A 23,113-nucleotide genomic window follows, 5' to 3' on the forward strand; every position below is an offset into this window, starting at 1 on the left:
TACCCGATGGCAATGAGCCCCTTCGCCGCCGACGATGACGACGGCCTGATGAACGAGATCAACATGACACCGCTCGTCGACGTCATGTTGGTACTCCTGATCGTCTTCATGGTGACCATTCCCGTGATCCGCCACGCCGTGAAGATCGATCTGCCGCATGCGAGCAGCCAGAAAGAAGAGACGAAGCCCGCGCAAGTGAGTGTTTCCGTGCAGGCCGACGGCACGATCGTATGGGACAAGACGCCCGTGGATCTCGACACGTTGCGCGCGAAGATCGCGGCTGCGGCTCAACAGCAGCCGCAGCCCGAACTGCACCTGAACGCAGACCGCAAGGTGCCCTACGAGAAAGTGGCGCAGGTGATGTCCGCAGCGCAGGCGGGCGGGCTGACGAAGATCGGTTTTGTGACCGATCCGAACGCGCGGTAAACACACACTCCCACGCTCCATCGGCGCGATCGTCCCGCGCGGGACAGCAGGTCGGAACGTAAGGAGTCGCATAAAGTAAAAGGCCCTCATCGTCAGATGAAGGCCTTTTTTCGTGCGCACGCGGCGCATTCGGGCGGCGGACTCGACAGCCATTGACGTGGCCGGCGCGAACGCATGCAACATGCCGTGATTGCCACGGTTGTGCTCTGCCCTAGAAGGCTCGCTATGATAGCTGCCATCAACTCCCGCTCAAGCAACAGGCTTGGCGAAAGGCACCCTCAATATAGGCCTCGTGCCGCGCGCATTCAAGCATCGAGCAATTGAAAGAAGTGATTGCCGGCGACGCTTAAATGACAAAAGAAATGAGCGTCGGCGAAGAGGCCTGCTGCTCGTGGCCTCGCGATGTTGAAGGGCGCATATAGGTCGCGCCGCTGCGGCGCTATACCACCTCGACGCCGGACTTCTTGCTCGCCGGATTGCCGACCACCGCGCGCGCATCGTCGGCATTAACCGTGCTGGCCGCCGCATTCGCCGCGACCACAGCCATCACGTCGTCTTGCAGGGGACATTCGCTATGCGCATCGCTCCTGCCGAGCACTTCGACGAGATAATCGACGAATGCACGCACCGCCGGCACCATCCCTTGGCGCGAGAGAAAGACGGCGTAGAGCTGCGGTGTCGGCAAGGTCCAGCCGGGCATCACCGGCGACAGCTTGCCTGTTCGCAGCGCGGCGCCGTACATCATCTCCGGCAACGCGGCAATGCCAAGCCCCGAGAGCGCCGCTTCCCGAATGGTCGACAGATCCGCCGTGATGAGGCGCGGTTCGTGCTCGTGCATGTGGCGCGTGCCATCCGGCGCGATGAGCTGGAACATGTGACGACCGTCGCTCGTGGGCGTATCGAGCGTGTCGAAACGCGAGAGGTCCGCAGGCGTGAGCGGCGGCGCGTTCTGGCTCAAGAGGCTGGGCGCGCCCACCAGCATCTGCTCGGTGCGCCATAGCGGTCGCACCACGATGTTGGCATTTTCCGGAGGGTCCGAGCGCACGCGCAACGCGACATCGACGGAGTCTTCGAAGAGATCGACGACGCGATTCGTCACGCGCATCACCACGCGCACTTCCGGATAACGAATCATGAAGTCGGGAATCGCGCGCGAAAGGATGGTCTGCGAAAGCGTGACCGGCACGCTCACCCGCACCGTGCCGCGCGGCGACGATCGCAGCGATTGCACGACGTTCACGGCGGCCTGCGCCTCGCTCAGCATGGCCTGGCAGTGCCCGTAGAACAATTGCCCGGCCTCGGTCAGCGCGAGCTTGCGCGTGGAACGCTGCAACAGACGCACGCCGAGCGATGCCTCGAGCTCCGAGAGCCGCCGCGAGAGCCGCGACTTCGAAATGCCGAGCACGCGTTCCGCTGCGGAGAAGCCGCCATGCTCCACGACCTGCGAGAAATACATCAGGTCGTTCAGGTTGTGGGAATCGATCTTCATCTCATTGTTCCATGAGCAGGACAATCCATTGCGCGCAGGGCGACTGAACGGCGTAAAGACCGTTCCTATAATAGCCGGGTGTTTCAGAAATAACGCTATTCCCCTTTTTTGAGGTGACATATCGATGACCACGACACGTACGATCGAACGTACGCATCCAGCCGTTCGCACGACCGAGGGCGGCGGCTTCATCGTCCACCGTCCGTTTCCCACGCGCATGTTGATGGACTTCGACCCTTTCCTGCTGCTCGATGAGATGGGACCGGTCGACTACGCACCGGGCGAAGCGCGCGGCGCGCCGGACCATCCGCATCGCGGTTTCGAGACCGTGACGTACATGCTGGAGGGCGAATTCAGCCACAAGGACTCGGCCGGCCACTCGGGCACACTGCGGCCCGGCGACGTGCAATGGATGACCGCCGGCGCAGGCGTCGTGCACAGCGAGATGCCAGGTGAAGCATTCACGCGCCGCGGCGGTCGTGTGCATGGGTTGCAGCTCTGGGTGAACCTGCCTCGCGCGGACAAGATGGTCCCGCCCCGTTACCAGGAGATTCCGTCGGAGCGCATCCCCGCGGCGACCTCCGCGGACGGCAAAGTGCGCGTGCGCGTAATCGCAGGCGAAGCGCTCGGCGTGAAGGCCGCCATCGAAACGCGCACGCCGATCCTGTACCAGCACTACACGTTGGCGCCGGGCGCGCGCATCGAACAGCCGGTGCCGCGCGAGTTTCGCGTCTTCGCCTACGCGCTTTCGGGCACGGGACACTACGGCGCCGCGGGCCAGGAGATCGGCGCGCAGCAGATGGTGATCTTCGGCAACGATGGCGACACGGTAACGTTCGCCGCGGGCAACGAACCGCTCGACGTGCTGTTGATCGGCGGCGCGCCGCTCAACGAGCCGGTGGTGCGCTACGGCCCCTTCGTGATGAACACCGAAGACGAGATCCGTCAGGCAGTGTTCGATTACCAGGCCGGCCGCATGGGACAGATCGCGCACTGAGCGCAGCGCCCTCGCCGCAACCTGCACGACTTTCCGTCACAATAGGGGCTCGCCGCGCCCGCGGCGCGCCCCGTCATCGTTCCAAGGAAACGCGCATGGCAGACACCGTAGTCACCGCCCACACCGGCCCGCAGCCCTTTCAGGTTTTCTTCGACGACGGCACACACACGTGGCTCGCCGATGAACCCGCATCGGCAAGCGGCGGCGACCGCGGCCCGACGCCTTTCGCGCTCCTGCTGTCGAGCCTCGGTGCCTGCACGTCGATCACATTGAAGATGTATGCCGAGCGCAAGGGCTGGCCGCTTGAAAACGTGCGCGTCAAGCTGTCGCTCGAAACCGGCGACGGCGGCTCGACAATCGACCGGCAGATCGTGCTTGAAGGCAATCTGTCCGACGAGCAGCGGGAACGGCTGTTGCAGATCGCCAATGCGTGCCCCGTGCACAAGGTGCTCACCCGGCCGATCACGATCCGTACGGGACTCGCCGCGGCTTGAGCCCAGTGACGGCGCATGATCAGGCCGCAGGCCCCGCATGAGCATGAACCCGTTTTACGCCGGGCGTCTTTAGAGGAAAACGCAGTTTTGAACTTCGAACATCTGATCCAGGTAAACGACCCACTGAACCCGTTCGTCGATACGATGACGCGCGAGCAGTTGTGGAACGGTCTGGTGCTGCGCGCCGAACAACCGCAGCTGTTCGTGCTCGGCCTCGACAGTTGCACGATTTTGTCGCGCACCGAAAGCACGATAGAGCGCGAGCTGCATTACGGGCACGCCACGGTGCGCGACCGTGTCACGCTCATGCCCAACGAGAGCGTTCGCTACGACATCCTCGCCACGGAAGCGCACGTAGGCGGCTCGCTCACCATGAGCATCGAGCAGCCCGACGAACTGCAACTCTTCCTGCGCTTCGAGTACCGCACCACCCTCCCCGCCGCGCTCGACGCGGATTCGCGGCAGACCGAAGAGATCGTGAAGTCGGCGTATCGCGAATCGGACATCGATACGGTACGGCTGATCCGCCAATACATGCTGGGCGGCGGCGAGCCGGACTCGGTGCACTGAGGCCGAGCGATACCGGCCTGCCCGGCCCCATACAGGTGAGCGTTGGCGTGGACGCTCGCTACGGCGACGGCGCATCCGCGCTGTGGGCTGCGCTCCTTTCCCACGATCTGTCGTTCGGCCCGCTTCTTAGCGTCACCTCTCCTCTTCGCCGTGCCTGCTCATTGTTCGCGCCGCGACTGATCACGCGGCAGCCCGACGATGAACCGCACCTATCAATATTCGCTTTCGATCAATTCATTAGACTAGTAAATGCGAACCGTTATCATTTAGAATCAACTCCAACGAATCGACAAGCGGTGACGCAATGAACGACATGACGCGCTCTTCCACCACCGGCTCGCGCCGTCCCACCATCACGGCGGGCGCGCTCGTCGGGGACCGCCAGAAGGCCGTCACGACAGCAGCGCCCAACACGGCTGAAGTGAAAGGCCGCACCGCCGCGGCCGAACGCACCGTCAGCAGCGAGACGCTATTGCAGGGACGCAGCCACGTCAGCATCACGCACAACGGTGAGACGTATCAGCTGCGCGCCACGCGTCTCGGCAAACTCATTCTCACGAAATAGACGCGAGATAGCACCGGGTATTGTGGGGACCACCTCCTCGAGAGGTGTTAGGCATTAGCCAGTCACGACGGTTTTGCACGGATACCAGACCCCTTCGCGCAAACACACACTAGCCGTCGCAGCCAGCCAGGCCGCTTTTTTGGTTCCCTCTGCGCCACCGTCGAGCCATCAAGACGCTCGGCGGTTCGACATTGCGGCAAACATTTGATCGACAAAAAACCGCAGGAAGCGGCACGCCTCCTGCGGTTTTTCCAGACCTCGCCGACACCACGTTCTTCGCGTATTCGTGCTCCGGCAAGAGTGTTCGAGGCTGATCGATGCGGTTCCGGAACCTCAGCTCACCTCAGCAAAGCGAGGCTGGGCTCGAACTACGCCGGCAGCCCATCACCGCGCCCAGCCCCAGAACATGAGCCACCACGCGCTGTCCACGACGGCGAGCGCCGCGACGAACCACAGCATCGCCGCGCCCCGCTGCCAGAGCTTCGCGCTGTAGCGGCGTGTCACGAGCCAGGCGAGCCACGCGCTCCATGCGTTGGAAACGGCAAGTATCGCGATACGCAAATCCGACGCCCACCAGAGCGGCACGTGCTCGGCGCGCAAAAGCGAAAGCGTCGTTGCCGAAAGACCGAGAAACACGCCGGCGCCCGCAAGCGGAATCAGCGCCTGCACGAAGTGGTGAAGACGCCGGGCCTGGAAGCGCCCGAGCATGCGCGTGCCGCCCGACAGCAACGCAAGCAGCGCCGTGCCGTAGACCATCCCCGTCGCGAGGATGTATCCGATCACCATCGTGCCGTCGAGCCACGAGAACACGTCGTTCTGCTCGGGGTAATGCGTGAACAGGAACCACGGCGCGTTGGTTTCGAGCGGCCACGTGATGTCGCGATCAACCAGCCATGTCGCAATGAACTGCTTGAGATCGACGAACCACGTCGATGCCGTCCAGTGAAACGCGCCAATCGCAATGCCGAGCAGACCGTACAGCACGAGCGCCGTATCCCACGCGCTCGCCTGCCGGTCGCCGAGTTGCACGATTTCGCTCGAAGGCGAACGCCACGTCAACTCGATCGCGTCGCGGTGCCCGCTGCAACGGCCGCACATGTGGCACGCCGCGGCGCCCTTCATGTTGCGCAGCGGCACGAGCGGTGCGCAATTCACGGGAATCACGCGGTGGCCGTGCTCGCCGGCCTTGTACGAGCGGCGCCACGCGTCTTCGTCGACCTTGTAGTGAAACGGCGCGAGGCGTGCGAGCAGCGAGAACACGCCGTTGACCGGGCACAGGTACTTGCACCAGACGCGCTTCTCGCGTCCGTAGAGCACACCGATCACCATGGCGCCCACCGTCGATCCGCCCAGCACGAGCAGCACGGCTTTCGGATACTGGTAGACGCTCACCATTTGCCCGTAGATGGTAGTGAGCCCGAAGGCGACGAACGGCCAACCGCCCCAGCGCATCCAGTGCGGAATGGCACGGCCGCGGCCGAAACGGCTCGCGAATTCTGAGAGCGCGCCTTCCGGGCACAGCACGCCGCACCAGACGCGGCCGAGCAGCACCATCGAGAGCAGCACGAACGGCCACCAGATGCCCCAGAAGACGAATTGCGCCGCGAGCGTGAGGTTGTTCCACAGATGCGCCGTGTCGTCGGGGAGCGGCGTGAACGCCGGCACGAGAATGAGGAAGGCGTAGACCGCCACGACGACCCACTGGATGCCGCGAATCACCGCGCCGTGGCGCTGCATCCAGTGTCCGACGGCCGCAAGCCGGCCGCCGCGATCGCGGCGCGCCGTGCCGGCAGGAACGCAGCTCATGCCGGCCGTCCCGCCGCCTGAAGCGGTTGACGGCTGGCGCGGCGCACGAGCAGCCACACCACGCCCCAGTAGACGGCGTACGCGATCAGATTCATCAACGCCGGATGCGCGCGATAACCGGTCAGCGTGGCAACGAGCGAACCGAAGGTGCTCGAATCGTCGAGCAGCGCGGAGGTATTCCAGACCTGATCCACGAGCGTGGGCAGCAATTCCTTGTCGATGAGCTTGTCGACGCCGGTCTGGAACAGGCCCGCGCCGAGGAACAGCAGCATGATCTCCGTGACGCGGAAGAAGTGGCGCCACGAGAACACCTTGCCGCCCAGTTGCAGCAGATAGAACGTGAGGAACGCCAGCGCGAGCCCGATCACGACCGCGAGAATCTGGCTCGCGTCCACGTGACCCGACTGCCCGAAGCCGATGCCGTACAGAAAGATCACCGTCTCGCTGCCTTCGCGCGCGATAGCGAGCGCCACGAGCGCCGCGACGCCCCACCAGTTCGAATCGCGCGCGCTAAGTGCCAGGGACTGCTCCATGTCGCGTTTGAGCGTGCGGCCGTGCTTCTTCATCCAGAGCACCATCTGCACGATCAGCACGCAGGCGATGAGCACCATCGCGGTCTGGAAATAGTCCTGCGCGTCGCCGGAGAGCACCTCCGTGAAGCCCACGAGCGCCGCGCCGAGCGCCACGGCCGCGAGCACACCCAGGCCGACGCCCGTCCACAGATACGGGATGCCGCGCTGCGCGTCTTCGTCGCCGTTCTTCAGCCACGCGTAGAGGATGCCAACGACGAGCAGCGCTTCCACGCTCTCCCGCCATACGACAAACAGAATCTGACCCATCGAAATTCTCCTGCTGCTTGCTTCCTGCGGTCGCAACTACTTCGCGACGATCACACCCTGCGCCTGCTGATGAAAGTCGTCGAAAAACTTGTATTCGCCGGGTGACAGCGGCGCGATCACGACGAACGAATCGGCGCCGGGCGCCAGCACCTTCTCTTTGCGCAGCTGCACGCTTTCGAATTCGGCGGCGCCCTTGCCCGTATTGCGCACCTCGATCTTGATGCGCTTGCCGGCCGGCACTTCAATGCGCGCGGGGTTCAGCTTGCCGTCCGCCATTTCGAGCTTGAAGGTGGGCAGGTCTTCGGCATGGGCGGTGCCCGCCATCATTGCCGCCAGCGCGACCCAAACGATCTTTCTGTTGATTCCCATCGACTCTTCCTGAGCAAAGCGTGACGCGCGAACGACTCTTGCCGGGCGAAGCCGCGGTTAAGCGAACTCGCCCGGATGCTGCCATTCAATCAGTAACCGCCCTTCTTCCCGATGCCCGCGTACGTGAAGTCGTACTGGAGCGTGAAAGGCTTGAACCACGGGCCGACACCCGTTTCCTTGTCGACGTGGCGACCGAACGCCATGTGACCGGTCTGCATCGGCGGTTCGACGTAGATCGTCAGGTGGTACTTGCCCGGGCCCGCCAGCTTGACGTTGTCGCCATAGTGCGGACCGTCGCTCGCCACCATCGGCATCAGGTCGCCCTTCTGCGCGTAGGCCGAGCCGGGTTTCGTGAGCTCGTAGCGCACCTGCAGGTACGGCATCCAGTCGCCTTCTGCAAAACCGATCGGGTTGTTCTTCACGGCATGAATGTCGGCTTCCAGATGGACGTCCGAATCCGACGCCTTGCGCATCATGCCTTCCGGTTCCATCGTGATCGGCTGCAGATAGACCGCACCGATTTCCATGCCGCCCTGAATCTGCTGCTTGCCGATCGGGTATTCAGCCGCCTGGGCCGTGACGGCGGTTGCAAGGGCAGCCGCTGCCGCAACGGCGACACCGCCGCGCACAAAAAATGAGACCTGCATCGAAACTCCTTGTTTTTATGAACCCGCCTTCGTGAGGCTGAGACAACGAACGCTAATGCGAACAATTCTCAATACATGCGCGAGTGTATCACCGTTCCCAGCCATCAACAAATCGAAATGTCATGAAAGCCTTACGGCAGGAGGGTTTCCAGCAAGCCGCCGGCCGTTTTCGGCGCGGCGGCGGCCGGCATTATGGAGAAGATGCGACAGAGGCCGCGGGCAGCCGGCGGCTCGACTCGCTCGGGTCGAGGCTCAACCCGCTCCGGCCACGTGATCGCCGACATTCGCGCCGAACACGCGCTGCCGCAGCAGCGCGAGCTGGTCGCGCGCCTGAGCAGCCTTTTCGAACTCGAGATTCTTCGCGTACTCCATCATCTGCTTCTCGATGCGCTTGATTTCCTTCGCGATCTGCTTCTCGGACATGTCTTCGAAGCGCGCGCGCTCCTGCTCCTCGCGCAGTTCGGCACGCGCCTCGTCGGCGTTGTAAACGCCGTCGATGATGTCCTTGATGCGCTTCACCACGCCGCGCGGCGTGATGCCCATGCGCTCGTTGTACGCGATCTGCTTCGCGCGCCGCCGCTCGGTTTCATCGATGGCACGACGCATGGAGTCGGTGATGCGGTCCGCGTACAGGATCGCCTTGCCGTTCACGTTGCGCGCCGCGCGACCGATGGTCTGGATCAGCGAGCGCTCCGCGCGCAGAAAGCCTTCCTTGTCGGCGTCGAGAATGGCCACCAGCGAGACTTCCGGTATGTCCAACCCTTCGCGCAGCAGGTTGATGCCGACCAGCACGTCGAACGTGCCGAGCCGCAGGTCGCGGATGATCTCGACGCGCTCCACCGTGTCGATGTCGCTGTGCAGGTAGCGCACCTTGACGCCGTGGTCCGTGAGGAACTCGGTGAGCTGCTCGGCCATGCGCTTCGTGAGCGTCGTGACGAGCACGCGGTCGCCGGCCTTCACGCGTTCGTTGATCTCGGAGAGTACGTCGTCCACCTGGGTCGACGCCGGCCGCACCTCGATCTGCGGATCGACAAGGCCCGTGGGCCGCACCACCTGCTCGGCCACCTGGCCCGCCTTCTTCTGTTCGTAGTCGGCGGGCGTCGCGGAGACGAAAATCACCTGGCGCATCTTGCGCTCGAACTCGGCGAACTTGAGCGGCCGGTTGTCCAGCGCGGACGGCAGCCGGAACCCGTAATCGACGAGGTTCTCCTTGCGCGCGCGGTCGCCGTTGTACATCCCGTTCAGCTGGCCGATCAGCACGTGCGACTCGTCGAGCAGCATCAGCGCATCCGGCGGCAGGTAATCGACGAGCGTGGGAGGCGGCTCGCCCGGCGCCGCGCCGGAAAAGTGCCGCGAGTAGTTCTCGATGCCCTTGCAGAAGCCTAGTTCCTGGAGCATCTCCAGATCGAAGCGGGTGCGCTGTTCGAGCCGCTGCGCCTCCACGAGCTTGCCGTCGCGGTTGAAGAATTCGAGCCGCTCGCGTAGTTCGGCCTTGATCGTCTCCACGGCGCGCAGCACCGTTTCGCGCGGCGTCACGTAGTGCGACGACGGATACACCGTGAAGCGCACGATCTTCTGCCGCACGCGGCCCGTGAGCGGATCGAACAGTTGCAGCGTTTCGACCTCGTCGTCGAAGAGCTCGACGCGCAGCGCCATCTCGGCGTGTTCAGCCGGGAAGATGTCGATGGTGTCGCCGCGCACGCGGAACGTGCCGCGCTGGAAGTCGGCCTCGTTGCGGTTGTACTGCATCGCGATCAGCCGCGCGATGATGTCGCGCTGGCCGAGCTTGTCGCCCGTGCGCAGCGTGAGAATCATCTGGTGGTACTCGGTCGGATTGCCGATACCGTAAATGGCCGACACCGTCGCGACGATCACCACGTCGCGACGCTCCATCAGGCTCTTCGTGGCCGACAGGCGCATCTGCTCGATATGCTCGTTGATCGACGAGTCCTTTTCGATGAACAGGTCGCGCTGCGGCACATAGGCTTCCGGCTGGTAGTAGTCGTAGTACGAGACGAAGTACTCGACGGCGTTGCGCGGAAAGAACTCGCGGAACTCCGAATAGAGCTGCGCCGCGAGCGTCTTGTTGGGCGCGAACACGATCGCGGGACGCCCCAGCCGCGCAATCGTGTTGGCCATCGTGAACGTCTTGCCGGAGCCCGTCACGCCCAGCAGTGTCTGGAATGCCAGACCGTCCTCGACGCCTTCCACGAGCGTGTTGATCGCATCCGGCTGGTCGCCGGCGGGCGGATACGGCTGGTACAGCTGAAAAGGAGAACCTTCGAAAGAGACGAACTTCGATTCGTCAAGCGTGCCGTCGACTTCGGCCAGATGGTGTTCGGACATGGGAGCAGGATCCTCAGCCGCAAGCAAACGACTATTCTAGCGTTTTGCAAAAGGACGGGCGGGGGCCGGATCTGGCGAACTCTTCGCCATAGCAGCGGGATTTCGCGTGCCAGTCGGGAGCGGATTGCGGGCCGGGCGAATGGTGGTGAGGAGAGCGTCCGCGTCCTCGCTTGTACCGACAGCAGCGGACACCGACGATGGCGGCGAAGTCGTCCCGCGTGCCGCCTTTGTGGGCAAAAACGCCGCTTCCCGGTCAAAAACGACGCCCGGATTCGTTACAATGTCGCGTTGCGCGCGCCGATGTGCCCGACTTCTGTCCGTGGCCGCGGCGTATCGCCCCGCTCCGGGCGAGGCGCCGGGCCAGCAAGCCTTTGGCTCGCCGCCGCCCACGACACCCGCATTCCTTCCTTGACTACTGTCGAACCATCATGTCCCTCTTTTCCGCTGTCGAACTTGCCCCGCGCGACCCTATCCTCGGCCTGAACGAGGCCTACAACGCCGACACCCGTACCACCAAGGTGAACCTCGGCGTCGGCGTCTACACGAACGAAGAAGGCAAGATTCCGCTGCTTCGTGCCGTGCGCGAAGCGGAGAAGGCGCGTGTGGAAGCAGCGCTGCCGCGTGGCTATCTGCCCATCGAAGGCATTGCGGCCTATGACGCTTCCGTGCAAAAGCTGCTGCTCGGCAACGATTCGCCGCTGATCGCGGCCGGCCGCGTCGTGACGGCCCAGGCCCTGGGCGGCACGGGCGCGCTGAAAATTGGCGCGGACTTCCTCAAGCGCCTGAACCCCACAGCGAAGGTGGCGATCAGCGACCCGAGCTGGGAAAACCACCGCGCGCTGTTCGAGGGCGCCGGCTTCGAGGTGGTCGCCTATCCGTACTACGACGCAGCTACCCACGGCGTGAACTTCGAAGGCATGCTGGCGGCGCTCAACAGCTACCCGGCCGGCACGATCGTCGTGCTGCACGCGTGCTGCCACAACCCGACCGGTGTCGACCTGAACACGGCGCAGTGGCAGCAGATCGTCGAAGTCGTGAAGGCACGCGAACTGGTGCCGTTCCTCGACATCGCGTACCAGGGTTTCGGCGACGGCATCGATGCCGACGCAGCGGCCGTGCGCCTCTTCGCGGCGGCGGAGCTGAACGTGTTCGTCTCGTCGTCGTTCTCGAAGTCGTTCTCGCTCTATGGCGAACGCGTCGGCGCACTGTTGATCGTGACGGGCAGCAAGGAAGAAGCCGCTCGCGTACTCTCGCAGCTGAAGCGCGTGATTCGCACGAACTACTCGAATCCGCCGACGCACGGCGGCTCCATCGTGGCGGCCGTGCTCGGCTCGCCGGAACTGCGCGCGACGTGGGAAGCCGAACTCGGCGAAATGCGCGACCGTATCCGCGCCATGCGTAACGGTCTGGTGGAACGCCTGAAGGCAGCGGGCGTGCAGCGCGACTTCAGCTTCGTCAATGCCCAGCGCGGCATGTTCTCGTACTCGGGCCTGACGGCGGCACAGGTGGACCGTCTGCGCGAAGAGTTCGGCATCTACGCCGTGAGCACGGGTCGCATCTGTGTGGCCGCGCTCAACACGCGCAATCTCGACGTAGTGGCCAATGCGATCGCGCAAGTGTTGAAGTAATTGCAAGAGCCGGTGATACGGCTGCGGACGTCGTCGGCTTTGCTGCGGCGTATCGCTTTGCTTCTACCGCACGCCTGACGGCGCTCCATCGTGGAGCGCCGTTTTCGTTTCTGCGCCGCTTAGCGCAGATCGCGATGGATGTCGTGCGTGACAAACCCCGCGTCGTTGTCCGGCATGTCGAGCCAGCCGGGCTGGGCAAGCGACGCGCGAATGTCCTGCAAACCGCTTTCCCAATGCGCGCGCATGGTGGACAGTCCGAACTGGTAGTCCTTGTAGTGCCCCTCGTATTCCTTCTGGCGGTAGATCAGATGGAACACGTTGTACTTCTTCGAGCACGAAAGCTCGTCTGCGAGCTGGCACCAGGGATCGTCGCGCTCATCCGGCGAGACGCGCTCGAGCACTTCGCGTAGCACGTGCCGGAAGCGTTGCGAACGCTGCATCATGTCGGTGACAAGACGCGTGCGGCTCGAGTACTGGATGTCCTTCACGCGCCCTTGCACGTCCGTGATGTTGTCGGGCACGGGGCCGCGCGCGCTCCACAGGTCCACCTGGAATGCGAGCGTATCGTGGCGCGGCGTGGTCTGGATGACCTCGTAGAGCGGCGTGTTCGACATAAGGCCGCCGTCCCAGTAGTACTCGCCGTCGATTTCCACAGCCGCAAAGCCAGGTGGCAGCGCGCCGGACGCCATGAAGTGCTCGGCCTTGAGATGCTGGTGGCGATTGTCGAAATACGCGAAGTTGCCAGTGGCGACATTCACCGCGCCGACCGACACGCGAATCTCGCCCGAGTTGATACGATCGAAATCGCACAGGCGCTCGAGCGTCGCCTTCAGCGGCGCAGTGTCGTAGTAGCTGGCTGCCTGCGGCGCGCCGGAGCCGGCTGGCATGGGCGGCGGGAACCGCGGCACGAAGAAACCTTTCTGCCCTTCCACGACGGCCCCGACCGCCTGCATCGCCGTGAATGTCTTGCGCAACACGTCGCCGGAATTGAAGAGCGCGTGCTCGAGGAAAGGCGGCAGCGGCGGCCCGAATGCGGGTTGGCAAATGGTTTCCCAGAACTGGCGCAAACGCTCGACGCGATGCCCCGGCTCATTACCCGCGATGATGGCGGTATTGAGTGCGCCGATCGAAATGCCGCACAGCCAGTTCGGCACAACGCCCGCCTCGTCCAGCCCCTGAAAGACCCCCGCCTGATAGGCGCCTAGCGCCCCGCCGCCTTGCAGCATCAACGCGATGCACTCATAGGGCGGCAGCTTGACGGGGCCTTCCGCCCGAACCTGCGACGCGGCGCCGGCACGCTCGCCGGCGCCATCGCCAGCCGTGCCGGCCCGGGCCCGTTTTACCTTCGGTTGCGCCATGGCCGCACTCCGTGCCGTTATTGCATGTACCAGCCGTGGCTGACGATAAACGACTGCCCCGTCAGCGCCGCCGTGGGATAGGCGGCGAGGAAGAGCGTCATTTGAGCGACGTCGTCGACGGTCGTGAACACGCCGTCTACCGTACCGCCCAGCATGACGCGCTTGATCACTTCCTCTTCGCTGATGCCGAGCTCTTTCGCCTGCTCGGGAATCTGCTTGTCCACGAGCGGCGTGCGCACGAAGCCCGGACACACGACGTGCGAGCGCACGTTATGCTTTGCGCCCTCCTTGGCGAGCACGCGCGCGAGGCCCAGCAACGCGTGCTTGGCGGCAACGTATGCGGACTTGAGCGGCGACGCCTCGTGCGAGTGCACTGAGCCCATGTAGATGACCACACCGCCACGATCGTCCTTGTACATGTGCTTGAGTGCGGCCTTCGTCGTAAGGAACGCGCCGTCCACGTGAATGGCCTGCATTTTCTTCCAGTCCGCGTACGCGTAGTTTTCAATCGGATTGACGATCTGGATGCCGGCGTTCGAAACGAGGATGTCCACCGACCCGAACTCGGCGGCGACCTTGTCGATGCCCTGATTCACGGCGTCTTCGTTCGTGACGTCCATCGCAACGCCAAGTGCCTTGCCGCCTGCGGCGCGAATCTCTTCCGCCACCGCGTTCGCGCCTTCCGGATTCAGGTCGGCAATGGCGACGGCCGCCCCTGCCTGGGCAAAGGAAAGCGCGATCTGTTTGCCGATTCCGCTCGCCGCGCCGGTGACAACCGCGACCTTGCCGTCGAGCCTCGTATTCACTGTAGACATCCAGCACCTCCATGCAGTAGATGAAATGACACCACGGCGCGCGGGTGGCGCAAACTCGTCCGGATGGCCTATGCCAGACGGAAGATACTGCGCCGCGGCCAACCACGCTATTGTGCATGAAGCAGGGCACACGGCGAATAAATCCGGACGGGACTAAGCTGCCGGTTGCGCCAACGTTTTTCCACGGAGGAATTCATGAACTATCGAAGGCTCGGCCGCTCCGGCCTGCAGGTCAGCGAATTGTCCATTGGCTCCTGGGTCACCTACGGCAACCAGGTGGACCGCCGCGCTGCACGGGAATCGCTCGCCGCTGCGCGCGACGCGGGTGTCAACTTCTTCGACAACGCCGAAGTTTACGCAGGCGGCAAGTCCGAAGAGATCATGGGGCACGCGCTGAAGGAACTCGGCTGGCCGCGTGTGAGCTACGTGGTGTCCACGAAATTTTTCTGGGGGCTGCAGGAAGCACCGAACCAGTACCACACGCTCAATCGCAAATATCTGCTCAACGCCATCGACGGTTCGCTTGCGCGGTTGCAGCTCGATTACGTCGACCTCGTGTTTTGCCATCGCCCGGACCCGAACACGCCAATTGAGGAAACGGTGTGGGCCATGAGCGACATGATCACGCGCGGCAAGGCGCTGTACTGGGGAACGTCTGAGTGGAGCGCAGAAGAGATCCGCTGTGCCTGGGAGATTGCCGAACGCCATCATCTTCACAAGCCTGTCATGGAACAGCCGCAATACAACCTCTTTCACCGCAGGCGCGTGGAAGACGAATATCGCCGGCTTTACGAGGATATCGGACTGGGATTGACCACGTGGAGCCCGCTCGCTTCAGGTCTTCTGACAGGCAAGTACCGCGAAGGCGTGCCACAAGGCAGTCGCGCGCAACTGCAGGGTTACGACTGGCTGCGCGAACGCCTCATCGACGCAGAGAAGAATGCGATCGTCGGGAAACTCGGCACCGTTGCGAATGAACTGGGATGCACGATCGGGCAACTGGCTATCGCGTGGATATTGAAGAATCCAAACGTGAGCACGGTCATCACGGGCGCGTCCCGCATCGAGCAGATCGCCGAGAACATGAAGGCACAGGAAATCGCGGCGAAAATCACGCCCGAGATCAAGCAGAACATCGAGGCAATCGTAGGCGACGCATACGACTGACCACGCAGCGTCCACGCGCTACAACGCGAACAGAGGCAGGCTAGGAGCGACGCTCGCGTACAATACGCGAGCGTCGCCTATGCATGTCGCCACCTGTCCTGTGCATGTGCGTGCATAGCGCCGCTGCCGCACCTCCTGCGTCCTCGTCCTCGCCGCATTCCGTCGTCTCATTTCGCTGCTTCATTTCGCCGCATCACATCGTCGTCCGCTCATCATGCTCAGCTACCGCCACGCTTTTCACGCCGGCAATCACGCCGACGTCCTCAAGCACACCGTTGTCGTGCAGTTGCTGCGCTACCTCGGCAAAAAGGACAAGGCCTATTGGTATATCGACACACACGCCGGTGCCGGCGCGTATTCGCTGCAGGAAGGCTACGCGACGAAGACAGGCGAGTACGAAAGCGGCATCGCGAAACTGTGGAACCGGCGCGATCTACCGCAAGCGCTGGCCGATTACATCAACGAAGTGGCCGCGCTCAATGCGGACGGCGAGCTGCGCTATTACCCCGGCTCGCCGTACCTCGCGTGGCGCCTGATGCGCGAACAGGACCGCATGCGTCTGTTCGAACTGCACAGCACCGAAATCGAAGTACTGCGCCATAACTTTCGCGAAGCGGGCCGTCGCGTGATGATGTTTGCGGGAGATGGCTTCGAAGGCATCAAGGCGCTGCTGCCTCCGCCGCCGCGCCGGGCGCTCGTGCTGGTGGACCCGTCGTTCGAAGACAAGCGCGACTACGCGCGCACGCTGAATTGCGTCGAAGAATGCCTGAAACGCTTCGCCACCGGCACCTATGCGATCTGGTACCCACAGGTCACGCGGCCCGAATCGCAACGCTTTCCCGAACAGCTCAAGCAGCTACAGAGCACCAACTGGCTGCATGCCACGCTCACTGTGAGCCGGCCGCCGGAAGACGGCTTCGGCCTGTACGGCAGCGGCATGTTCGTCCTGAACCCGCCCTATACGCTCGCGGCCGCGATGAAGGAGACGCTGCCGTGGCTGGTCAAAGCCTTGGGGCAGGACGACAACGCCCAGTTCAAACTCGAACACCGGATGGACTAGGCGCGGCACGTCTACTGTTGCGGCACGATGCGAGGCGGCCCCGGCTGGATGTGCACCGGGTGAGACGGATGCGTGGGAGTTGCCGGAGTCGTGGCCCCCGGCGCGACTGTCTGCTGCTGTGGCCCGCCCACGGAGATGTAGGGCGCCACGTACAACGGAATGGACTGACCGGAAGGCGCAAGTTGCGCCGGTTCCGCAATGGGCTGCGGCGCCACGATGGGCGCCTTCACGAGCGGCGCCGTTTGCAGCACCGTGCCGCTCTGGCCATCACTAATGCCGCGCTGAGTATCCAGAATCAGCGGCTGCCCGCCCGAGGCAGCCTGCGCAGCGGACGAGACGAAGGTCGAGAACATCCCCACCGTCGGCAAGATCGACCACGCAGCGACGCGTAGATAACGAAGTGCGGCCATGAACAGCCCCCGTTCGGCGAAATCGTTGTTGTGAAAAGGATGACGCACGGGCCGGCAACAACTCCAACGCAACCCGACATGGGTCCGGTACTGCAGCCCGCGCAAGAAACGCTTTACCTTACCGCGATGGCAGGCTTCAGACTAGTCCGTCTGGCAGGTCAAACGGATGAACAGCGTCCGTCCCACGCCGGGCCTCTGAGCCCGGAAGGGCAAAACTGTTGCTCCAGATGCACCAAAGCCCCGACAGAGCGGGGCTTTGGACGGAATCGCAACGCAATGAGGCCGAGGTAAACCCGGCCTGTCGCGATTTACAGCGAGTAGCCGTTGGATTCGAGCGAGCGCAGGCGCTGTTCGAGTTGGACGATGTCCGTGGACTGCGCGAGATAGGCTTCGCGGCGGTTACGTTCAGCGGTTTCGAACCAGGTGCTCAGCTTGTCGAGGATGTACGCAAACATGATGTTCTCCAAGGATCAGGAATGAATCCCCGGTGGATCAAATGTCAGGGATTTCCCTTAAAAGGGTTAACCCGAATTATAGCGAGACAGGCGTGGCTCGGTAGTGAAATGCCCGAATGGCGTGCATTCCGTTTTGGAATGGTGCATGCACGAAATTGGTTCAAGCACCTGACTTTAAAAAGATTTTTCCTCGACCCACCGCCCGGCGCACCCCACGCGAGCACGCAAAGCACCAACATAGTGCGCATTTGCCGCAGCATTCCGGCGGTCGGCGCCGGCCGTCTTTCCTCACGCGTCGTGGCACTGCGAGCAAGACCCGGTGGCGCCTCCTCCGTCGGCCAGTTGCTCGATGATCGGACAATCAGGCCGTGCGTCGCCGTGGCAGTGAGCGGCCAGGTGGGCCAGCGTATCGCGCATCTGGGTCAGCTCGGCGATGCGGCGGTCCAGTTCGCCGACGTGCTCGAGCGCAATGGCCTTGACGTCGGCGCTTGCGCGCGAGCGGTCGTGCCAGAGCGCCAGCAGGCGGCGGATGTCCTCCACGAGAAAGCCGAGCCGCCGGGCCTGGCGAATGAAGCGCAGGGAGTGCACCTCCTCAGGTCCATAGACGCGGTACCCCGCCGCAGTGCGCGCCTTCGCGGCAAGCAGCCCGACGCTCTCGTAGTACCGGATCATCTTCGCCGTGACGCCCGACACGCGCGCCGCTTCACCGATATTCATGGCGCTGCCCAGCGCAACCTTCGGGGCAATGTCCGTCGTCGTGTTGAGTCTCTTGCCGGCCTTGCCCGCCGGCATGTTGAGCGTCGAACCAGCCGTTTTCATGCGTTTCTCCTCTGCCCGCCGCCTGCGCTGCCGCGGCAAGAGCGCGAGCAGCGGCAAGTTCACCATGTCGGTCGATCGTACAGCTTCCCATGATGGGAAGGTCAGCACGGTAGATGTATTTCGACGGGCATAATTCAACCGTTGTTTCACTCCACTTCGAAGGAAGTCCAGACCATGATCCAGTTCCAGGTAGAAGGCATGAGCTGCCAGCATTGCGTCGCCGCCGTGACGCGCGCCATTCACAAACACGATGCCAACGCGGGCGTGCAGGTCGATCTGCCCGCGGGCCTCGTTCTCGTGGAGTCGAGTCAGCCGCAGGACGTGCTCAAGGCGGCCATCGACGAAGCCGGTTACACGGTGGTCGGCGCATCGTCGCCGGCGCAATAAGCGCGATCGAGACAAAGGAGCGACGCATGTTCAAGGTTGGCCTGCTGGGTGCGTCCGGGCTGTTGGGGCGTGCCATCGCGGCACGGTTACGGCAACGTGCCGAGCATGCGCCACACGTGGCCACCGAGCCGTGGCAAGTCGTGGAGGCAGCGTTTCGCCGGGCCGCGCCGGGCCAGCTCTCGCTCGACATCCGTGATGCGCACGCGGTCGAGCGGTTCATGGAACGCGAGGCGCCCCAGGCCATCGTGATCGCGGCCGCCGAGCGGCGGCCCGACATCTGCGAACGGGACCCGGCGCTCGCCCGCGCGCTCAACGTCGAGGCGGTGGCCGCGATTGCACGTGCAGCGAAGCGGCGCGGCGCGTGGGTACTGTCCATTTCAACCGACTACGTGTTCGACGGCACGCGCCCGCCGTATCGCGCCGACGCCCCGCCCTCGCCCATCAACGCCTACGGGCGCAGCAAGCTTGAAGGCGAGCACGCGTTGCTCGACGCCACGGACCTCGGTCTCGTGCTGCGTCTGCCGTTGCTCTACGGTCCGATCGTGGACTGGCAGGAATCCGCGGTGACGAGCCTCGTGCCGGCCATCGCGGCATCGGCGCGAAGCACCTCCGCCTCAGAGAGGGGCGATCGAGCGCAGGCCGTCAAACCTGCTGTCATGGATGCCTGGGCGATTCGCTACCCCACCTTCACGCCGGACGTCGCGTACGTCGTGGGGCAACTGCTCGAGCGGCTCGCCGACGGGCAGCCGCTGTGCGGCATCGCGCAGTGGTCGGGCAACGAACCGATGACGAAATACGAAATCGCGCAGCGTCTTGCCGCCGCGCTGGAGATGGACGTTGCCCTCGTGCCGCAGACCACGCCCGCCGATGCCACGCCCCGCCCCTACAACTGCCATCTCGATTCGAGTCGCCTCGAAGCGCTCGGCATCGGACGGCGCACGCCGTTCGACACAGGCATTCGCGACGTGCTGCGCGCCTTTCCGTGGCGCCCCGGCGACGCCCCCCAGGTCGCGAGCTGAGACGATGAGCGACGACCCGCGCACGTCCTCAGTGAAAATCGCGGCTCGCCGTAGCGAGCCGTCCCAGCAAGCGGCTGTGGTCCTCCAGCCGGTGTGCCACCAGATGCACCACCTCGCCCTCGCGCTGCACGACGCCCGAGACCGCCAGCAGCGATGAACCCAGCAGCGCCTGGCGCTGCGTCTCCACAATCGACGGCCACACGATCACGTTGATCGCCCCGGTTTCGTCTTCGATCGACACGAAAATGGTGCCGCTCGCCGTGCCGGGCCGCTGCCGCACCGTCACGATGCCACAGGCGCGCACCAGCGTGCCGTGCCGGCACATGGCGAGCTGCGCGGCGGTGCGAAAACGCTGCTTCGCGAGCCCCGGCCGCAGCAGCGCGAGCGGATGCCGGTTCAGCGTGAGTCCAAGGCTCGAATAGTCGGCGACGATCTCGCGGCCCTCGGTTGCGCGCGGCAACGCGAGCGGCGCCTCGGCGATCGGCGCGTCGCGCAGCAGCTTCGGCACCGCATGCTGCGCGGTAACGGCCCACCATGCCTCGCGCCGGTGCCCCGCGATGCTCGCGAGCGCATTCGCCGCGGCCAGCGCCTGGAGTTCGCGCCGCGTCAGCGCCGCACGCCGCGCAAGGTCGTCGACGTCGGTAAACGGCGCCTCGCGACGCGCCTCCATCACGCGACGCGCCGCCTCCTCGGGCAGGCCTTTCACCAGCCGCAGCCCGAGCCGCACCGCCGGCCCGCGCCGCCCATAGGCGCGTGCCGGCAGTTTGATAGGCGCCCTCACAACGCGCCTGACGGTGCGGGCAAAACAGTTCTTCGGCACCGGAACGGCACGCAGCAACTGCGCATAGCGAGAAGCCTCGGCACGCCGCGCCGCCGCGTCGGCCGCCAACCGCACGCCGGGCCGGCCGCGCACCTCCAGCACCGCTTCCCAGTCGCTCACCGACACGTCGGGCGCCAGCACGGTCACGCCATGCCGCTTCGCGTCCTGCACGAGCTGCGACGGCGAATAGAAGCCGAGCGGCTGGCTATTCAGCAAGCCCGCGAGAAAGGCCGCGGGCTCGTAGCGCTTCAGCCACGCGCTCACATAGACGAGCAGCGCGAAGCTCGCCGCATGGCTTTCGGGAAAACCGTAATCGCCGAAGCCCTCGATCTGCTTGCAGATACGGTCAGCAAACTCCTGCGTATATTTTTTCGCCAGCATGCGGTCCGTGAGGTCTTTCTGATAGGGCCGCAGGTCGCCGTCGCGCCGCCACGCGGCCATGGCGCGGCGCAGGCGGTCGGCCTCTTCCGCGCTGTAGTCCGCTGCGACCATCGCGAGCTGCATCACCTGCTCCTGGAAGATCGGCACGCCAAGCGTGCGTTTGAGCACCGGCTTCAGATCCTCTTTCTCGTATTCGACGGCTTCGAGCCCCTGCCTGCGCCGCAGATACGGATGCACCATGCCGCCCTGGATCGGCCCGGGCCGCACGATCGCCACCTGAATGACGAGGTCGTAGTACTCGCGCGGCCTCAACCGCGGCAGCATGCTTTGCTGCGCACGCGACTCGATCTGGAACACGCCGATCGTATCCGCGTGGCAGCACATTTCGTAGACGGCCGGATCGCGGCGCGGGACGTCCTGCATGCGATACGCCGGCCACCCGCGCCGCAGCGCGACGAATTCCAGCGCGCGCCGGATCGCCGAGAGCATGCCGAGCGCCAGCACGTCCACCTTCAGCAGCTTCAGGGCATCGATGTCGTCCTTGTCCCATTCGATCACGCAGCGGTCTTTCATCGCCGCATTTTCGATGGGCACGAGCCGCGAGAGCTTGTCTTTCGCGATCACGAAGCCGCCCACGTGCTGCGACAGATGCCGCGGAAAATTGCGCAGTTCGCGCGTGAGCCGGATCAGATGCTGCGTGACGTGCGATTCGGAATCGAAGCCGGCTTCGGCGAGGTAGCGCGCCACGGCCTCGGGGCCATCCCACCACTGCTGGGCACCGCTGATGCGCTCGATTACCGCAGGCTCGAGGCCGAGCGCCTTGCCGACATCCTTCAGCGCGCTGCGCGTGCGATACGAGATCACGGTAGCCGCGAGCGCGGCGCGGCGCCGGCCGTACTTGCCGTAAACGTACTGGATCACCTCTTCGCGACGCTGATGCTCGAAGTCCACGTCGATGTCGGGCGGCTCGTTGCGCGCACGGGAAATGAACCGCTCGACCAGCATGTTCATGTCCACGGGGTCGATCTCGGTCACGTAGAGGCAATAGCAGACCACCGAGTTGGCCGCCGAGCCGCGCCCCTGGCACAAGATGCCCTGCTCGCGCGCGAAGCGCACGATGTCGTGCACCGTGAGGAAGTACTTTTCGTAGCGCAGGTCCGCGATCAGTGCGAGTTCTTTTTCGATCTGCTCACGCTGCCGCTCGCTCATGCTGCCCGCCCAGCGTGTGTGCGCGCCTTCCATCACGAGCTTGCGCAACCAGCTTGCCGGCGTTTCGCCGGGCGGCACGAGTTCTTCGGGATATTCGTACGCGAGTTCATCGAGTGAGAACGCACAGCGGCTTGCCACGCGCAGCGTTTCGGCGAGCGTATCCGCGGGGTATAGCGAAGAGAGCCGCACCCGCGTGCGCAGATGCCGCTCCGCGTTGGGTTCGAGCGCATGACCGCATTGCGCGAGCGACTGGTTAAGACCGATGGCCGTCAACGTGTCCTGCAAAGGCTTGCGCGAACGCGCATGCATCAGCGCGCCGCCCGCGGCGACGAGCGGCAGGCCGCTTTGCTGCGCAATGGTGCGCATTGCGTTGATGCGCACTTCGTCGTTGCCGGTTTGCCAGAGTTCGAGCGCGAGCCACGCGCGATCCGGCGCGATGCCCGCGAGCCAGTACGCGCAGCGCAGCGTTTGCGCGAGCGTCGCCGCCTGCTGCGGCACGAGCAGCAGAACGCAGTCGGGCAAATGGCGCAGATGCGCGAGTTCGGGCGGCGGGTGGGTGAAATCGGCGGGATGCAGCCGGTAGCTGCCCTTCGCCGCACGCGAGCGTGCCAGCGTAATGAGCTCGGAGAGGTTGCCGTAGCCTTCGCGGTTCATCGCGATGGCTACGAGCGTGCAGAACGGTGCACCGGCTTCATCGGTGAGATTGAGTTCGCTGCCGATCAGCAGATGCAGCGGCGGGCCGGGTGGCGCTTCCTCTTCTCCTTCACTGCATGCCTTCCGTTCCTTCTCACGTTCCGCTTCGATGATCTTGAGCGCGCTGTGGGCACGAACTACACCGGCGAGCGAGCACTCGTCGGTAATCGCGAGTGCGCTGTAGCCGCACTGGATGGACCGCTCGACAAGCTCACCGGGACGCGACGCGCCGCGCAGGAACGTGAAGTTGGTGAGGCAATGCAGCTCGGCATACGCCGGCAATTGCGGCATCGGAGGCGCGGCGCCCTTCCCGGCATGGGACGCTGTATCGACGGTCGACATGG

At 64.3% G+C, this 23,113-nt stretch carries 22 protein-coding genes; 10 read left to right on the plus strand and 12 right to left on the minus strand.

The annotated features are described in order from the left end of the window. Nucleotides 1–6 precede the first annotated feature (6 nt). Nucleotides 7–426: an ExbD/TolR family protein gene (locus tag U0042_RS13480; protein ID WP_017776227.1), complete on the plus strand. Its 420-nt coding sequence runs from the start codon at nucleotides 7–9 to the stop codon at nucleotides 424–426. Nucleotides 427–865: 439 nt separating this feature from the next. On the opposite strand, the gene U0042_RS13485 is transcribed toward U0042_RS13480, so the two are convergent. Continuing rightward, nucleotides 866–1,915: a LysR family transcriptional regulator gene (locus tag U0042_RS13485; protein ID WP_232833306.1), complete on the minus strand. Its 1,050-nt coding sequence runs from the start codon at nucleotides 1,913–1,915 to the stop codon at nucleotides 866–868. Between the two features lie 124 nt (nucleotides 1,916–2,039). On the opposite strand from U0042_RS13485, the gene U0042_RS13490 reads away from it, so the two are divergent. The 4 genes from U0042_RS13490 (at nucleotide 2,040) to hemP (ending at nucleotide 4,541) form a co-directional block, all read left to right on the plus strand. Next, nucleotides 2,040–2,912, plus strand: a complete 873-nt coding sequence (locus U0042_RS13490; protein WP_114810346.1) for a pirin family protein — start codon at nucleotides 2,040–2,042, stop codon at nucleotides 2,910–2,912. A gap of 95 nt (nucleotides 2,913–3,007) precedes the next feature. After that, a complete protein-coding gene (locus U0042_RS13495) occupies nucleotides 3,008–3,406 on the plus strand; it encodes an OsmC family protein (RefSeq protein WP_114810345.1) in 399 nt (132 codons plus the stop codon). Between the two features lie 87 nt (nucleotides 3,407–3,493). Next, a complete protein-coding gene (locus tag U0042_RS13500) occupies nucleotides 3,494–3,976 on the plus strand; it encodes an SRPBCC family protein (protein ID WP_114810344.1) in 483 nt (160 codons plus the stop codon). A gap of 304 nt (nucleotides 3,977–4,280) precedes the next feature. Continuing rightward, the gene (hemP, locus tag U0042_RS13505; protein WP_114810343.1) at nucleotides 4,281–4,541 is read left to right on the plus strand and encodes a hemin uptake protein HemP; all 261 of its coding nucleotides are present in this window, start codon (nucleotides 4,281–4,283) and stop codon (nucleotides 4,539–4,541) included. Between the two features lie 384 nt (nucleotides 4,542–4,925). Here the strand turns inward: hemP and U0042_RS13510 are convergent, their stop codons facing one another. The 5 genes from U0042_RS13510 to uvrB form a co-directional block, all read right to left on the minus strand. Then, entirely contained in the window at nucleotides 4,926–6,347 is a 1,422-nt protein-coding gene (locus U0042_RS13510) for a 4Fe-4S binding protein (RefSeq protein ID WP_114810342.1), read from the minus strand. Continuing rightward, the gene (locus tag U0042_RS13515) at nucleotides 6,344–7,186 is read right to left on the minus strand and encodes an FTR1 family iron permease (protein ID WP_114810341.1); all 843 of its coding nucleotides are present in this window, start codon (nucleotides 7,184–7,186) and stop codon (nucleotides 6,344–6,346) included. Before U0042_RS13515 ends, U0042_RS13510 begins: the two co-directional genes overlap by 4 nt. A 36-nt stretch (nucleotides 7,187–7,222) precedes the next feature. After that, nucleotides 7,223–7,555 carry a cupredoxin domain-containing protein gene (locus tag U0042_RS13520; protein WP_114810340.1) on the minus strand — a complete coding sequence of 111 codons (333 nt, stop codon included), beginning with the start codon at nucleotides 7,553–7,555 and terminating at the stop codon, nucleotides 7,223–7,225. An 89-nt stretch (nucleotides 7,556–7,644) separates the two neighbouring features. Further along, nucleotides 7,645–8,202 carry an iron transporter gene (locus U0042_RS13525; protein WP_114810339.1) on the minus strand — a complete coding sequence of 186 codons (558 nt, stop codon included), beginning with the start codon at nucleotides 8,200–8,202 and terminating at the stop codon, nucleotides 7,645–7,647. A 252-nt stretch (nucleotides 8,203–8,454) separates the two neighbouring features. Continuing rightward, entirely contained in the window at nucleotides 8,455–10,548 is a 2,094-nt protein-coding gene (uvrB, locus tag U0042_RS13530; protein ID WP_114810338.1) for an excinuclease ABC subunit UvrB, read from the minus strand. Between the two features lie 428 nt (nucleotides 10,549–10,976). Between uvrB and U0042_RS13535 the strand changes: the two genes are divergently transcribed. Then, a complete protein-coding gene (locus tag U0042_RS13535; RefSeq protein WP_114810337.1) occupies nucleotides 10,977–12,176 on the plus strand; it encodes an amino acid aminotransferase in 1,200 nt (399 codons plus the stop codon). Between the two features lie 119 nt (nucleotides 12,177–12,295). Here U0042_RS13535 and U0042_RS13540 read toward each other — a convergent pair whose 3' ends face one another. Together U0042_RS13540 and U0042_RS13545 are read right to left on the minus strand one after the other, a co-directional pair. Further along, on the minus strand, nucleotides 12,296–13,534 hold the full coding sequence (locus U0042_RS13540; RefSeq protein ID WP_114810336.1) for a DUF3734 domain-containing protein: 1,239 nt from the start codon (nucleotides 13,532–13,534) through the stop codon (nucleotides 12,296–12,298). A 17-nt stretch (nucleotides 13,535–13,551) separates the two neighbouring features. Further along, on the minus strand, nucleotides 13,552–14,349 hold the full coding sequence (locus tag U0042_RS13545) for a 3-hydroxybutyrate dehydrogenase (protein WP_114810335.1): 798 nt from the start codon (nucleotides 14,347–14,349) through the stop codon (nucleotides 13,552–13,554). A gap of 195 nt (nucleotides 14,350–14,544) precedes the next feature. Here U0042_RS13545 and U0042_RS13550 point away from each other — a divergent pair, with 195 nt between their 5' ends. Next, the gene (locus U0042_RS13550; protein ID WP_114810334.1) at nucleotides 14,545–15,516 is read left to right on the plus strand and encodes a potassium channel beta subunit family protein; all 972 of its coding nucleotides are present in this window, start codon (nucleotides 14,545–14,547) and stop codon (nucleotides 15,514–15,516) included. Nucleotides 15,517–15,730: 214 nt separating this feature from the next. Then, nucleotides 15,731–16,576 carry a 23S rRNA (adenine(2030)-N(6))-methyltransferase RlmJ gene (locus U0042_RS13555; RefSeq protein WP_114810333.1) on the plus strand — a complete coding sequence of 282 codons (846 nt, stop codon included), beginning with the start codon at nucleotides 15,731–15,733 and terminating at the stop codon, nucleotides 16,574–16,576. Nucleotides 16,577–16,587: 11 nt separating this feature from the next. On the opposite strand, the gene U0042_RS13560 is transcribed toward U0042_RS13555, so the two are convergent. The 3 genes from U0042_RS13560 to cueR all read right to left on the minus strand — a co-directional run bounded on the left by U0042_RS13560 (nucleotide 16,588) and on the right by cueR (nucleotide 18,158). Continuing rightward, a complete protein-coding gene (locus U0042_RS13560; RefSeq protein ID WP_157977800.1) occupies nucleotides 16,588–16,986 on the minus strand; it encodes a hypothetical protein in 399 nt (132 codons plus the stop codon). Nucleotides 16,987–17,294: 308 nt separating this feature from the next. Beyond that, nucleotides 17,295–17,441 (minus strand): DUF3563 family protein, encoded by a 147-nt coding sequence (locus U0042_RS13565; protein ID WP_017776210.1) that lies wholly within the window; start codon nucleotides 17,439–17,441, stop codon nucleotides 17,295–17,297. A 288-nt stretch (nucleotides 17,442–17,729) separates the two neighbouring features. Next, nucleotides 17,730–18,158 (minus strand): Cu(I)-responsive transcriptional regulator, encoded by a 429-nt coding sequence (gene cueR, locus U0042_RS13570; RefSeq protein ID WP_114810407.1) that lies wholly within the window; start codon nucleotides 18,156–18,158, stop codon nucleotides 17,730–17,732. A 276-nt stretch (nucleotides 18,159–18,434) separates the two neighbouring features. On the opposite strand from cueR, the gene U0042_RS13575 reads away from it, so the two are divergent. Together U0042_RS13575 and U0042_RS13580 are read left to right on the plus strand one after the other, a co-directional pair. Beyond that, nucleotides 18,435–18,647, plus strand: a complete 213-nt coding sequence (locus U0042_RS13575) for a heavy-metal-associated domain-containing protein (protein ID WP_114810332.1) — start codon at nucleotides 18,435–18,437, stop codon at nucleotides 18,645–18,647. Nucleotides 18,648–18,673: 26 nt separating this feature from the next. Beyond that, a complete protein-coding gene (locus tag U0042_RS13580; protein WP_114810331.1) occupies nucleotides 18,674–19,666 on the plus strand; it encodes a dTDP-4-dehydrorhamnose reductase family protein in 993 nt (330 codons plus the stop codon). Between the two features lie 28 nt (nucleotides 19,667–19,694). On the opposite strand, the gene U0042_RS13585 is transcribed toward U0042_RS13580, so the two are convergent. After that, on the minus strand, nucleotides 19,695–23,111 hold the full coding sequence (locus U0042_RS13585; RefSeq protein ID WP_232833305.1) for an error-prone DNA polymerase: 3,417 nt from the start codon (nucleotides 23,109–23,111) through the stop codon (nucleotides 19,695–19,697). Nucleotides 23,112–23,113: the final 2 nt, after the last annotated feature.

This window comes from Paraburkholderia kururiensis, from assembly GCF_034424375.1.
Lineage (GTDB): Bacteria > Pseudomonadota > Gammaproteobacteria > Burkholderiales > Burkholderiaceae > Paraburkholderia > Paraburkholderia kururiensis_A.

Bases quoted from the DNA above. Each gene is read 5' to 3' on its own strand.
- U0042_RS13480 (WP_017776227.1), top strand. From the start codon at position 7: ATGGCAATGAGCCCCTTCGCCGCCGACGATGACGACGGCCTGATGAAC.
- U0042_RS13485 (WP_232833306.1), bottom strand. From the start codon at position 1,915: ATGAAGATCGATTCCCACAACCTGAACGACCTGATGTATTTCTCGCAG.
- U0042_RS13490 (WP_114810346.1), top strand. From the start codon at position 2,040: ATGACCACGACACGTACGATCGAACGTACGCATCCAGCCGTTCGCACG.
- U0042_RS13495 (WP_114810345.1), top strand. From the start codon at position 3,008: ATGGCAGACACCGTAGTCACCGCCCACACCGGCCCGCAGCCCTTTCAG.
- hemP (WP_114810343.1), top strand. From the start codon at position 4,281: ATGAACGACATGACGCGCTCTTCCACCACCGGCTCGCGCCGTCCCACC.
- U0042_RS13510 (WP_114810342.1), bottom strand. From the start codon at position 6,347: ATGAGCTGCGTTCCTGCCGGCACGGCGCGCCGCGATCGCGGCGGCCGG.
- U0042_RS13515 (WP_114810341.1), bottom strand. From the start codon at position 7,186: ATGGGTCAGATTCTGTTTGTCGTATGGCGGGAGAGCGTGGAAGCGCTG.
- U0042_RS13520 (WP_114810340.1), bottom strand. From the start codon at position 7,555: ATGGGAATCAACAGAAAGATCGTTTGGGTCGCGCTGGCGGCAATGATG.
- U0042_RS13525 (WP_114810339.1), bottom strand. From the start codon at position 8,202: ATGCAGGTCTCATTTTTTGTGCGCGGCGGTGTCGCCGTTGCGGCAGCG.
- uvrB (WP_114810338.1), bottom strand. From the start codon at position 10,548: ATGTCCGAACACCATCTGGCCGAAGTCGACGGCACGCTTGACGAATCG.
- U0042_RS13535 (WP_114810337.1), top strand. From the start codon at position 10,977: ATGTCCCTCTTTTCCGCTGTCGAACTTGCCCCGCGCGACCCTATCCTC.
- U0042_RS13540 (WP_114810336.1), bottom strand. From the start codon at position 13,534: ATGGCGCAACCGAAGGTAAAACGGGCCCGGGCCGGCACGGCTGGCGAT.
- U0042_RS13545 (WP_114810335.1), bottom strand. From the start codon at position 14,349: ATGTCTACAGTGAATACGAGGCTCGACGGCAAGGTCGCGGTTGTCACC.
- U0042_RS13550 (WP_114810334.1), top strand. From the start codon at position 14,545: ATGAACTATCGAAGGCTCGGCCGCTCCGGCCTGCAGGTCAGCGAATTG.
- U0042_RS13555 (WP_114810333.1), top strand. From the start codon at position 15,731: ATGCTCAGCTACCGCCACGCTTTTCACGCCGGCAATCACGCCGACGTC.
- U0042_RS13560 (WP_157977800.1), bottom strand. From the start codon at position 16,986: ATGGCCGCACTTCGTTATCTACGCGTCGCTGCGTGGTCGATCTTGCCG.
- U0042_RS13565 (WP_017776210.1), bottom strand. From the start codon at position 17,441: ATGTTTGCGTACATCCTCGACAAGCTGAGCACCTGGTTCGAAACCGCT.
- cueR (WP_114810407.1), bottom strand. From the start codon at position 18,158: ATGAATATCGGTGAAGCGGCGCGCGTGTCGGGCGTCACGGCGAAGATG.
- U0042_RS13575 (WP_114810332.1), top strand. From the start codon at position 18,435: ATGATCCAGTTCCAGGTAGAAGGCATGAGCTGCCAGCATTGCGTCGCC.
- U0042_RS13580 (WP_114810331.1), top strand. From the start codon at position 18,674: ATGTTCAAGGTTGGCCTGCTGGGTGCGTCCGGGCTGTTGGGGCGTGCC.
- U0042_RS13585 (WP_232833305.1), bottom strand. From the start codon at position 23,111: ATGTCGACCGTCGATACAGCGTCCCATGCCGGGAAGGGCGCCGCGCCT.